Consider the following 12529-nt stretch of genomic DNA (forward strand, 5'->3'; position numbering starts at 1 on the left):
CGTGGCTGATAAAAGAAAGCGACATCGTGTTTTGCCGGGTTTTGGTCTATCTATGGGGTACACACTGATTTATCTAAGCCTAATCATTTTGATTCCGATTGCAGTCCTATTTTTAAAAGCATCGACAATCAGCCTTGCAGAATTTTGGGACACCGTAACCGAGGCAAGAGTCGTTGCTTCCTATAAATTAACTATCTATACATCCTTCATAGCAGCCTTTGTTAATGCCATTTTTGGGACACTTATCGCATGGGTTTTAGTACGATATGATTTTTATGGAAAACGAATAATTGACGCGCTCGTTGATTTACCCTTCGCACTTCCAACCGCGGTAGCAGGAATCGCGCTTACGACGATTTATGCTCCAAATGGTTGGATAGGGCAGTACTTTGAATCCATCGGGATAAAGGTAGCTTATACACCACTGGGTATTATGATTGCATTAACGTTTATCGGACTTCCCTTTGTCGTTCGGTCTGTTCAGCCAGTATTGCAAGATTTGGATCAGCAATATGAGGAGGCTGCAGCAACCCTTGGGGCCAATCCTCTGCAGATTTTTGCGAAAATTATCTTTCCAGCCATATTCCCAGCTACCTTAACAGGCTTTGCCCTTGCGTTTGCAAGGGCTCTGGGCGAATATGGTTCCGTTGTGTTCATATCAGGGAATATGCCAATGAAAACAGAAATTGTTCCATTGCTAATTATTACGAAACTAGAACAATTCAATTATGCCGGCGCAGCAGCAATTGCCGTTGTAATGCTCGTATTTTCATTCGTTTTATTATTCTTGATTAATTTCTGGCAATGGAAAACAACAAAAAAATATCAAGTAAGCTAGAGGAGTCAGGGAAATATGATAGTTCGAGATACAACCCTTCATGCTAAAAATGTAAAAACCACCTTCCAGCCTGGATTGTTAACAAAATGGCTGCTGATTACGGTTGCCATAGGCTTCTTAGGAATATTTATTGTAGTACCTTTAATTGCTGTTTTCTCAGAAGCTTTGAATAAAGGAGTTCAGTTATATTTTGCAGCTTTAACAGAGCCTGATGCCGTTTCTGCAATTAAATTAACATTAATTACAGCTGCAATAACGATTCCTGTAAACACGATTTTCGGGGTGTTTGCAGCCTGGGCTATTGCCAAATTTGAGTTCAAGGGTAAAAATATTTTAATTACGTTAATTGATATACCATTTGCTGTTTCACCGGTTATAGCAGGACTTGTTTTTGTTCTATTGTTCGGCTCACAAGGATTATTTGGACCATTTCTCGAGGCAAATAATATTAAGATTATTTTTGGAATACCTGGAATTATTCTAGCAACTATTTTTGTTACCTTCCCGTTTGTAGTCAGAGAATTGCTGCCCATCATGCAGGAACAAGGAACCGAGGAAGAGCAGGCAGCGATTACGCTTGGTGCAAACGGCTGGCAAATGTTTTTTCGCGTAACATTACCTAACATTAAATGGGGCTTACTATATGGTGTCATTCTTTGTAATGCTCGTGCCATGGGTGAATTCGGTGCGGTTTCAGTTGTTTCCGGACACATTAGAGGATTAACCAATACTATTCCTCTCCATGTTGAAATCTTGTATAACGAATACAATTTTACCGCAGCTTTTGCTGTTGCTTCCTTATTGGCTATGCTGGCTTTACTGACATTAATTTTAAAAAGCTTTGTAGAGTGGAAAACAAAAAAACACTAAAAAAGCATTGTCAAAGGTATATTTATTTGTCTTTCATTGGGGGATTGTTGAAATGGGGATTACGATAAAGGACGTGTCAAAGGCTTTTGGAACCTTTCAAGCCGTCAAAAATGTTAGTCTTGAAATACCAACAGGGGATTTTGTAGCTTTATTAGGACCATCGGGTTCAGGTAAAACGACGCTCCTGCGGCTTATTGCCGGTTTAGAGGGATTGGATTCAGGAGGAATCTACTTCGATGACATTGATAACACCTACAAAAGTATTAAAGAACGAAATGTAGGGTTTGTTTTCCAAAATTATGCTTTGTTCAAGCATATGACTATTTTTGAAAATATTGCTTTTGGTTTAAAGGTAAGACCACGAAAAACACGTCCTTCTAAAAATGAAATTACCGAAAAAGTAAATGAATTATTAAAGCTCGTTCAATTAGACCATCTAGCAAAACGTTATCCATCACAGCTTTCAGGAGGACAAAGACAGCGCATTGCGTTAGCAAGGGCTCTTGCTGTAGAACCTGAAGTTTTACTTCTTGACGAACCATTTGGTGCGCTCGATGCAAAGGTTCGTCAGGAACTTCGCCATTGGTTAAGAGAAATTCATCAAAAGCTCAACATCACTACAGTATTTGTTACTCATGACCAGGAAGAGGCACTAGAGATGGCTGATACCGTAGTCGTAATGAACTTTGGAGAAATTGAACAAATTGGCTCACCTGAGGAGGTTTATCAAAAACCTGAGAGCGCATTCGTTTATAGTTTTTTAGGAAGAGTTAACGAATTTCGGGATTCTGAAGTAGCAAGTGAGTCTGATAAGATTAGTTATATAAGGCCACATGAAATTGTTCTCCGTAAAATTTTACAAGGGGACAGCATCGTATCAGAGGTATCACACATCCATGTTATTGGATCAACCGTAAGGATTGAGTTAAGACGCTATGATACGAATGATTTATTTGAAGCAGAAATGAGTATCGATCAGTATCAAAAAATGGGCCAAGTAAAAAAAGGAGATATCCTTTATGCCGAATTTAAAAATATCGTTGTATTTGATAAAAACTCGGAAAATAAATTAAATCATTCAGGAAAAAGTGGTATTAGAAATTCATTGAAAAGCAAATTAATATAGAAGGAAAAGTGCTAGGAAATCCTGGCACTTATTTATTTTTCTGACATTATCAAGAATCGTTATGATTGAAATATACCTATATTAAGCATAAATTAATAGGTAGAAGCTTTTTCTACATGAAAATGATCAACGAACGTAAATGGTACATTAAATAACAACTGGAAGGGCTGATTACATGAAATATAACTTTGATGAGATTGTAAATCGGAGAGGGACCTACTCCATAAAATGGGATGGAGGAGAGCTGATTAAAAAAATGGGTCTGACGGATCGATATGATGAAAATACAATCCCATTATTTACTGCGGACATGGATCTACCAGTACCTCAACCTTTAATAGACGCCTTACATAAAACCGTTGATCATCGTATTTTTGGTTATTCTGTATTTCCTGATGAGTATTTTGAAGCCGTACAACACTGGTTTAAAAAGAGACATAATTGGGAGTTCCAGAAGGAAGAGATCGTTTATAGTCCAGGGACAGTTCATGCGCTAAATGTTGCGGTCCGCGCATTCACACAGCCGGAAGACGGAGTGATTATCCAACGGCCTGTATATCCTCCTTTTACTTCCTCCATAAAAGCTAATGGAAGAACGCTGTTAAATAATGCACTTATCGCGGATGCAGAAGGTTATTATTCCATCGATTTCGAAGATTTCGAAGCTAAGGCAAAAGATGTAAAAACAAAAATGTTTATCTTATGTAATCCACACAATCCAACTGGAAGAGTGTTTAACGAAGAAGAACTTAGAAAATTGGCAGAAATCTGTGTGGAAAATAATGTACTGATTGTAGCGGATGAAATTCATGGAGACATCATTCGACAGGGTCAAACTTTTACCCCAATCGCAAAAGTAGTTCCAGAGTATAAAGATCATATCATAACGTTTACAGCGATTAATAAAACCTTTAATTTGGCTGGACTTCACTGCACGAATGTCATAATTACGAATCCAGAATTGAGAAAAACCTATTTTGGTGTAATGGGCATGCATTTACCATCACCCTTTACCGTTTCGGCTCTTCTATCGGTTTATCATGATGGAGAAGATTGGCTTGAGCAGCTGAATGAATATATCGATGGAACGATGGAATGGGCTGTGGAGTTTTTAGCGGAAAAGATGCCAAAAGTGAAGGTCAGAATACCAGAGGGAACCTATATTATGTGGATGGACTTTAGTGCTTATGGAATTTCACCTGACGAAGTCCATGAGCGGATTTATAACAAAGCAAATGTCTTATTAGAAGATGGAAAAATGTTCGGAGAAGAAGGCTTGCACCATCAACGTATCTGTATTCCATCCCCAAGACCAATGATTAAAGAGGCATTTGAAAGAATCGCTAGAGAATTTGAAGATTTAAAATAGGTAATTAATTGTATAGATGATAGAGCTAGCGAAGAAAACTGCCGAATGGTAAGACATACTGGCGGATAACGAAAAATACTGGCGAATTAGCTGTAATACTAACATGTAGCAAAGTGCTAGCAGTAAGTTAGCAGTGGTTACATCTATTGCTACGACTAAAATAGGTACTATGTTTCATAGGAGAGATGATATGGAGAGCAGCATGCTTCAAACCTGCACAATGCTAATTGAAAACGCGAAGAATATTGTCGTCCTCACGGGTGCAGGTATTAGTACGGAATCGGGAATTAAGGATTTTCGTTCGCAAACAGGTATTTATCAGATGGCACCTGAATATATCCTGTCGCTAGATAATTTTTATCAAAATCCCAAGGGATTTTATCAGTTTGCTGTTGAGAATCTTTACCACCCAGAAGCACCTCCAAATAAAGGTCATCAGGTTTTAGCTCATTGGGAAAAGGTTGGAAAGGTAAGCCATATAATCACACAAAATATCGATGGTCTTCATCAGAAAGCAGGTTCCGAAAAGGTAATTGAATTTCATGGGACCATTAAAACAGCTAGCTGTCAAAATTGCTCCAAAGCCTATACGACCGAGGAAATGATCGTTAGACTAAACACCATGGACGATTTTTATATATGCAGCCATTGCAAAACTCGTACTGAAAAAGAACGATACATTAAACCGGACGTCGTCCTATTTGGAGATGCTGGTGATTGGTTTAGCATCGATGGCTTCAATAAAATTATTAACATTATTAATCAAGCTGATTGCCTACTGGTATTAGGAACAAGTTTAAAGGTTACTCCATTCTCCACATTCCCGCAATATAGGAAAGAAGGGACGCCTCTAATTATTATTAATATGGGAGATTCTCCGTATGACAGGACAAAGGACTCCTATGTTATTCATGGTTCGATTGGAGAAACCTTAAGTAAACTAAATAGTAGTATTTATCCACCAGTTGATTAATGGTGGATTTTTTTTGTAGTCAGCTTTATTGGAAACCGTTTAAATTTTCTAAATAGATTGACAATTAAAATATGGGTAAATAAAATGAAAGAGAAAATGATGAAAGCCTATTTTGTAAATTAAAAAAAACGTTGTTTGTTATTGCGAAACAATGGGGGTGAAGGAATGATTATTGACGGAAGTCTATCTGACTTAAAAGCTGTCTTTAAAGGAATTAAGCTAATAGAAGAGGACCCGCATCATCCTCTTGGGAATTCCGGAAGAGTGACGATACTTCCAAAAACAGAACAAGAAATCTCATCTATATTAGAGTATGCCAATACCCATAAACACACTGTTATTATTGCAGGAGGCGGGACAAAAAGAGGGTTTGGAGGGCTATTAGAAATAGCAGACATTCAATTATCGTTGGCACAATATACTGGAATTGTTGAGCATGATCCTGGTGATATGACATTGACCATCAAATCTGGTACACCCTTCCAAGTAATACAAAACCATTTAGCGCCATACAATCAAAAAATCCCACTTGACCCTTTCTTTCCTGAGGCGGCCACAATTGGTGGAATTATTTCTGCAAACGATAGCGGGCCGAAAAGGTTAGGGTATGGGGCAGCGAGAGATAATGTTATTGGCCTCAGAATGGTCTACCCTGATGGGTCACTGATTCGTTCAGGTGGAAAAGTGGTGAAAAATGTTGCTGGATATGATATGAATAAGCTATTTATTGGTGCAATGGGCACCCTTGGTGTTATTTCAGAAGTGACCTTAAAACTGCGTCCCATTGCAAAATATGAATCTATTCTTCTCATTTCCTTTCCTAATAGCAGTCTAGAAGTAATTTCAGCTTCTGCTGTCAAGGTGCTAGATTCTTTGGTCGAACCCATCAGCCTCGAGATTATAACCCCCGCCTTAGCTGGGAAATTGACAAACACTAATCAATATACATTGCTTATTTCGTTTGAAGATGTAAAGAGCTCAGTACACTACCAAGAAGACGTTATCAGGCACATGATGCCTGAGAAAACCACCATTAAGTCCCTATCAGAACATGAAGCAAATTCCTTCTGGAATACTTTTTATCACCATCAACCCCATGTATATACAAATGTAAGCGCTACAGAGGCAGTACTTAAAATTGGTGTCATCAACTTAGATGTTATCAAGTTATTACAAGAAGCAGAGCTGATTGGCGATTCCTGTCATGTTTCCATTGAAGCACATGGAGGCTTAGGGACTGGAATCTGTCAAATGGCGATCAAGGGTGCATCTGCTGATGTCCTATCAGCTATTCGACTCGTAAGAGAAACAGCTGTGCAGCTCGGAGGGTATGCCATCATAAAGCACCTTCCTTTCTCCCTCCGCAAGGAAGCTAATGTTTGGGGGAATAAAACGGCGTCTCAGTTTCTCTTTGAAGGAATAAAACAAAAAATTGATCAAAATGGAATATTGAATCCAAATCGTTTTGTTGGGGGGATCTAACGTGAGTGTAAAAGAAACAGTTTTAAAACAAGACCCGCCTTGTACCTCCACATTAGGAAACTATCTTTGGCGTGATCCCCCACAGGAAAGTAAGTGGGCTGATTGTGTGCATTGTGGTATGTGTTTGGAATCATGTCCTACATATGAACAAACAGGTGAAGAGCAGCAATCGCCGCGTGGACGTGTGTACCTCATCAAAGCAGTCGCAGAAGGAAAGTTGTTCGTGGATGAACATTTTGCAGATCCTGTTTTTTCCTGCTTAGATTGCCGAGCCTGTACGACTGCATGCCCTGTTGATGTAGATGTTGGCGGACTTATTGAAGAAGCAAGAGGGCAAATCAGACAAAGTATGCCTCTAAAAGGCTGGAAGAAAACTGTGAATAGGTTTTTCCTCCATGGTGTTTTCCCTCATCATAATCGCTTAAACTCAATTGGAACTTTATTAAGATTTTACCAAAAAAGTGGCTTGCAAAAAGTAGTTCGTAAGACAAAGCTTATTAATATTATGCCAAAGCACTTAAGGGAAATGGAATCTATTATGCCAGAAGTTAAGAGCTGTGTGCACAAAAAATATGATTCTGTCATAAAAGCTAATGGCGAAACAAAGCATGAAGTATCCTTATTAACCGGTTGTGTGATGGATGTTTTCTTTAGTGATATTAACGAATCTACAATCACTGTTCTCACAAGAAATGGGAATGATGTGTGCATTCCGAGAAATCAAACCTGCTGTGGTGCACTGCATGTACATGCAGGTGACAGAGAAATGGGGAGAAAGCTCGCAAAGCAGAATATTGAAGCGTTTGAAAATGCGGAAACAGTAATCGTCAATGCAGCGGGATGCGGGTGTATGATGAAGGAATATACAGAACTATTCCGTGACGACCCGGAATGGAAAAAAAGAGCGGAAAGCTTCGAAGAAAAGGTCGTGGATATCTCTAAATACTTACATGACACGGGATATGAAAAGCCAAAGGCAATGTTAAAAACACGAATCACTTATCACGACGCCTGTCATTTAGCACATGGGCAAGGGGTAAGACAGGAGCCGCGTGACATACTGCTTGATATTCCGGGGGTAGAAATGGTTCATATGCCCAAAGCAGACAGTTGCTGCGGCAGTGCTGGAATCTATAATCTTACTCATCCTGAAATGGCAGACGCAGTCCTCAAAAGTAAAATGGAAAATGTTCCAGACGATGTTGAAATGATTTCCATGGGAAACCCAGGATGTATGATGCAAATGGCTTTAGGTGTGCAAAAATACGGTAGAAATCAGAAAATTGTTCATACGGTTCAACTGCTTGACTGGGCCTATCAAAAAGAAGAAAGGGGTTCTAGCCATGGCAGTCCTAAAGATTAATACAACTGACAAGCATATTATCAATCTAGCAAATATCGTTGATGGTCCACGCACCATTTTGTATAAAAAGGCAGATTTGCTCGCATATGATTGCGATGGTTTTACGATTCATAAGCACTTGCCCAAGGCTGTAGTCTTTCCGAAGAGTACAGAGGAAGTTTCAAAACTTGTAAAATATTGCTCTGATAATGGGCTCCCTTTTCTTGCTCGCGGCGCAGGAACAGGGCTAAGCGGCGGAGCAATTCCTATTAATGGTGAAGTCATCATCAGCATGGTTCGAATGAAAAAACTCATCAGTATTGATCTAGCAAACAGAAGAGCGGTGGTTGAACCTGGCTTTGTTAATCTGAAACTAACAAACTCGATTTCTGATAAAGGCTATTATTATGCTCCAGATCCATCGAGTCAATATTGCTGCACAATCGGAGGAAATGTTGCAGAAAATGCCGGAGGGGCACATTGCCTGAAATACGGTGTTACCACGAACCATATACTTGGCCTGGAAGTGGTGCTCCCGAATGGAGAAATTGTTGAGATTGGAAGGAATGGAGTTTTAGACGAACCTGGATACGACTTACTCGGCCTCATTACTGGTTCAGAAGGAACGCTGGGAATTGTTACAAAGATTACTGTTCGTATCTTAAAAAATCCAGAAGGAAAACAAACCGTACTTGCATATTTCGATAAGGTCGAGGATGGAAGCCAAGCGGTTTCCGATATTATCTCGGCCGGAATTGTTCCTGCCGCACTCGAAATGATGGATAAAATAGCGATTGAAGCTGTGGAGGCGGCTGCATTCCCTGTCGGTCATCCAAAGGATATTGAAGCAGTACTATTAATTGAGGTGGATGGAATTGCGGCAGGAATTGAAGAACAAGTCAATCAAATCTTAGAGGTTTGCAGGAAGAGGAATGTCCGTGAGGTTCGAGCTGCCAAGGATGAGGCAGAAAGAGAGCGATGGTGGGCCAATCGTAAAACAGGCTTTGGCGCGATGGGCGCCATTTCTCCAGATTATTTAGTACAGGATGGGGTCATTCCTAGAAGCAAGCTGCCGGAGGTACTTAGTAAAATTTCTCAGATTAGTAAAGTATCAGGTTTGCGGATTGCGAACATTTTTCATGCGGGAGACGGGAACCTCCATCCACTCGTCCTCTTCGATGCCAGGAAGCCAGGAGAAATTGATAAAGCGTTAGAAGCTGGCAGCGCTTGCTTAAAGGCTTGTGCAGACGTTGGGGGAACCATCACTGGTGAACATGGGGTGGGCATTGAGAAACGTGAAGAAATGCGTTTTGTATTCAAAGACGAGGAAATACGGGCACAAACTAATATACGTGAAGTATTTAATCCTAACAATCTCTTAAATGCAGGAAAACTGTTTCCGACACCAGGGCGATGTGTGGAAATAAAAAAAGAATTGAAATCACTCTCTTAAGAACGCGGTTTCGTGATAATAAACCATTGGTACAGGAGGATAATATGAGTATGTATGTGAAGGTTGGAAATTTACAGATAGCGAGAGAACTAGCTGAATTTATTAATTCTGAAGCTTTGCCAGGCAGCCAAGTGGAACAGGAGACATTTTGGGCAGGTTTTGAAAAAATCATTACTGAATTGACACCGAGAAATAAGGAATTACTGGAAAAAAGAACTGAACTTCAAAGGAAAATTCATACTTGGCACCGGGAAAATAAACAATTTAATTTTGATAGATACAAAGCTTTTTTAGAGGAAATTGGCTACCTGCTGCCAGAATCAGAAGATTTCAAGATTTCTACTGAAGGAGCAGATGATGAAATTGCTCGTAAAGCAGGTCCTCAATTGGTTGTGCCTGTTGATAATGCCCGCTATGCGATTAATGCAGCCAATGCCCGCTGGGGTAGTTTGTACGATGCGCTATACGGTACCGATGTGATTAGTGATGAAGGGGGAGCTCAAAATCAAGGTGGCTACAACCCAGTACGTGGAGAAAAAGTGATTGCATTTGCAAGGGAATTTCTAAACGATACTGTTCCTTTACAGGATGGTTCACATGAGGAGGCTGTAGAATATTCCATAGTCCAAGGAAGTTTAGTGGTAACTTTGAGAAATGGTAAACAAACACGTTTGAAAATCGAAAAGAAATTTGCAGGTTATCAAGGCTCACCACAACAGCCTTCTGCCATTCTGTTGAAAAATAATGATAATTATTTTGAAATTCAAATTGACCGCAGCCATCCAATTGGAAAAACTGACGCTGCTGGTGTTAAAGATATTCTCCTTGAGTCCGCACTTACTTCGATTATGGATTGCGAAGATTCTGTAGCAGCGGTAGATGCACAGGATAAAGTCAAGGTTTATCGAAATTGGTTAGGCTTAAATAAAGGCAATCTATCTGCAACTTTTACAAAAGGAAATAAAACCTTAACTCGGACTCTTAATCCTGATCGCAGCTATGTGTCGCCTAATGGCAGTGAATTCACCTTGGCTGGGCGGGCGTTAATGCTTGTTCGTAATGTCGGGCATCTTATGACGAACAATGCCATCCTTGACAGTGCTGGTAATGAAGTTCAGGAGGGAATCATCGACGCTGTTGTTACCTCTTTATGTGCCAAGCATTCTATTATTGGCAATACCACTTTTAAAAATTCAGAAACAGGCTCTATCTATATCGTAAAACCAAAAATGCATGGTCCAGAGGAAGCCGCATTTGCAAATGAGCTTTTTAACCGGACTGAGAATTTACTTGGTTTGGCTAGTAATACATTGAAAATTGGCGTTATGGATGAAGAACGTCGGACGTCTTTAAATCTAAAAGCCTGTATCAAGGAAGTGAAGGACCGTGTTGTTTTCATTAACACAGGATTCCTTGACCGCACAGGTGATGAAATGCACACCTCTATGGAGGCAGGTGCCATGATACGTAAAAATGATATGAAATCTACCGTTTGGCTGCAAAGCTATGAAAAATCGAATGTCAATAATGGTCTATCTACTGGATTCCAAGGGCGCGCGCAAATTGGTAAAGGTATGTGGGCGATGCCTGATTTAATGAAAAATATGCTCGAGCAAAAATTAGGTCATGTTTTGGCTGGAGGAAATACAGCATGGGTGCCGTCGCCAACGGCTGCAACCCTTCACGCATTACACTACCATCGAGTAAATGTGAAGGATGTACAAAATAACCTTCTAAAAAGCATTTCTAATTTAAGGGATGAAATACTACAAATTCCAGTGGCTGAAAATACGAATTGGAATTCAGATGAAATCCAAGCAGAGCTAGATAACAATGCACAGGGAATACTTGGTTATGTGGTTAGGTGGATAGATCAAGGTATAGGCTGCTCAAAGGTTCCGGATATCAATAATGTTGGGCTGATGGAAGACCGAGCTACTCTTCGTATTTCCAGTCAGCATGTTGCTAACTGGCTGCACCATGGAATATGTACGATGGAACAAGTAATTGAAACGATGAAGCGAATGGCAAAGGTAGTGGATAAACAAAATGCGGGTGATGCTGCATACAGACCAATGGCAGCCGACTTCAATCAATCTGTAGCCTTCCAGGCTGCTTGTGATTTAGTGTTTAAGGGCTACGACCAGCCAAATGGTTATACCGAACCCATCCTGCACAGCCGCCGACTTGAAGCCAAAGCAAAATACTCAATCAAATCCTAAAAATCCTGTCAGGCAATAAAAATTAAGAATGCCCTGACAAAGTTCTGCTTAAAGAGGTGGTTTAGTTTGCAAAGAGAAAATGTGGTGAAGTCTGTAAGCAGAGCACTGGATATTATCGCACTCGTAGGAATGAAAAAAGGCGGACTGGGTGTTACGGAGATTGCTGACCAAATCGATATCAATAAAAGCTCCGTATTCCGAACACTGTCCACCCTCGTTCAATATGGTTATATCGAACAAGTTCATGATAAAGGAAAGTATAAGCTTGGCTACAAATTTCTGGACATAAGCTCGAAGCTGTTAGAATCAATCGATATTAGGACTGAAGCAAAACCATTTCTTCAGGAACTTGAAAATAAGACAAATGAAGTTATACATTTAGTTGTCTATGATCAGGGAGAAGTGGTTTATATTGAAAAACTAGAAGGAACTGAAACTTTGAGAACTCATTCAAGGGTAGGAAAAAGGGCTCAAATGCATTGCACCTCCGTTGGGAAAGCAATACTGGCAAATTTACCTGAAAATGATGTTCTTGAGATTCTTGAACGAAAAGGAATGCCTGCGCATACAGATTATACAATTACAGAAAAAGAAGCCCTCCTTCAGGAACTAAAACAAATAAGAGTAAGGGGTTATTCCTTGGATTTAGAAGAAAATGAGTACGGGATAACCTGTATTGCTGCACCGGTTTTTGATCATCTTGGAAATGCAGCCGCAGCAGTGAGTATCTCAGGTCCAACTACAAGGATGACCAAGGATAGATTAAACCAGCTTGGACCAATTATGATTCAAACAAGCCAGAAGCTGTCAGCAAGACTAGGATATGTAAGATAAAAAGCCGCAAAACATACTAC

The 12529-nt window shown here is 40.0% G+C and carries 10 protein-coding genes; all 10 read left to right on the forward strand.

Annotated features, from left to right (window positions below; translation table 11 throughout):
• Position 1: 1 nt before the first annotated feature.
• The 10 genes from cysT to H0184_RS20120 all read left to right on the forward strand — a co-directional run bounded on the left by cysT (position 2) and on the right by H0184_RS20120 (position 12509).
• Positions 2–838 carry a sulfate ABC transporter permease subunit CysT gene (gene cysT / locus H0184_RS20075; protein WP_313771804.1) on the forward strand — a complete coding sequence of 279 codons (837 nt, stop codon included), beginning with the start codon at positions 2–4 and terminating at the stop codon, positions 836–838.
• Between the two features lie 15 nt (positions 839–853).
• Positions 854–1708 (forward strand): sulfate ABC transporter permease subunit CysW, encoded by an 855-nt coding sequence (gene cysW / locus H0184_RS20080; protein ID WP_221827807.1) that lies wholly within the window; start codon positions 854–856, stop codon positions 1706–1708.
• Between the two features lie 52 nt (positions 1709–1760).
• Positions 1761–2834, forward strand: a complete 1074-nt coding sequence (locus tag H0184_RS20085; protein WP_221827808.1) for a sulfate/molybdate ABC transporter ATP-binding protein — start codon at positions 1761–1763, stop codon at positions 2832–2834.
• 175 nt (positions 2835–3009) lie between these two features.
• On the forward strand, positions 3010–4203 hold the full coding sequence (locus H0184_RS20090) for a MalY/PatB family protein (RefSeq protein WP_221827809.1): 1194 nt from the start codon (positions 3010–3012) through the stop codon (positions 4201–4203).
• A 190-nt stretch (positions 4204–4393) separates the two neighbouring features.
• A complete protein-coding gene (locus H0184_RS20095) occupies positions 4394–5176 on the forward strand; it encodes an NAD-dependent protein deacylase (RefSeq protein WP_221827810.1) in 783 nt (260 codons plus the stop codon).
• A gap of 165 nt (positions 5177–5341) precedes the next feature.
• Entirely contained in the window at positions 5342–6658 is a 1317-nt protein-coding gene (locus tag H0184_RS20100; RefSeq protein WP_221827811.1) for an FAD-binding oxidoreductase, read from the forward strand.
• Position 6659: 1 nt separating this feature from the next.
• Positions 6660–8021 (forward strand): (Fe-S)-binding protein, encoded by a 1362-nt coding sequence (locus H0184_RS20105; RefSeq protein ID WP_221827812.1) that lies wholly within the window; start codon positions 6660–6662, stop codon positions 8019–8021.
• Positions 8002–9453 (forward strand): FAD-linked oxidase C-terminal domain-containing protein, encoded by a 1452-nt coding sequence (locus H0184_RS20110; protein WP_221827813.1) that lies wholly within the window; start codon positions 8002–8004, stop codon positions 9451–9453. Before H0184_RS20105 ends, H0184_RS20110 begins: the two co-directional genes overlap by 20 nt.
• 44 nt (positions 9454–9497) lie before the next feature.
• On the forward strand, positions 9498–11675 hold the full coding sequence (locus tag H0184_RS20115; protein ID WP_221827814.1) for a malate synthase G: 2178 nt from the start codon (positions 9498–9500) through the stop codon (positions 11673–11675).
• 66 nt (positions 11676–11741) lie between these two features.
• Positions 11742–12509: an IclR family transcriptional regulator gene (locus tag H0184_RS20120; RefSeq protein WP_221827815.1), complete on the forward strand. Its 768-nt coding sequence runs from the start codon at positions 11742–11744 to the stop codon at positions 12507–12509.
• Positions 12510–12529 lie beyond the last annotated feature (20 nt).

It is taken from the genome of Neobacillus niacini (assembly GCF_019749295.1).
GTDB classification, from domain to species: Bacteria; Bacillota; Bacilli; order Bacillales; family Cytobacillaceae; genus Neobacillus; species Neobacillus niacini_D.

Coding starts and splice junctions, on each gene's coding strand:
- cysW (WP_221827807.1), top strand. CDS start 854: ATGATAGTTCGAGATACAACCCTTCATGCTAAAAATGTAAAAACCACC.
- H0184_RS20085 (WP_221827808.1), top strand. CDS start 1,761: ATGGGGATTACGATAAAGGACGTGTCAAAGGCTTTTGGAACCTTTCAA.
- H0184_RS20090 (WP_221827809.1), top strand. CDS start 3,010: ATGAAATATAACTTTGATGAGATTGTAAATCGGAGAGGGACCTACTCC.
- H0184_RS20095 (WP_221827810.1), top strand. CDS start 4,394: ATGGAGAGCAGCATGCTTCAAACCTGCACAATGCTAATTGAAAACGCG.
- H0184_RS20100 (WP_221827811.1), top strand. CDS start 5,342: ATGATTATTGACGGAAGTCTATCTGACTTAAAAGCTGTCTTTAAAGGA.
- H0184_RS20110 (WP_221827813.1), top strand. CDS start 8,002: ATGGCAGTCCTAAAGATTAATACAACTGACAAGCATATTATCAATCTA.
- H0184_RS20115 (WP_221827814.1), top strand. CDS start 9,498: ATGAGTATGTATGTGAAGGTTGGAAATTTACAGATAGCGAGAGAACTA.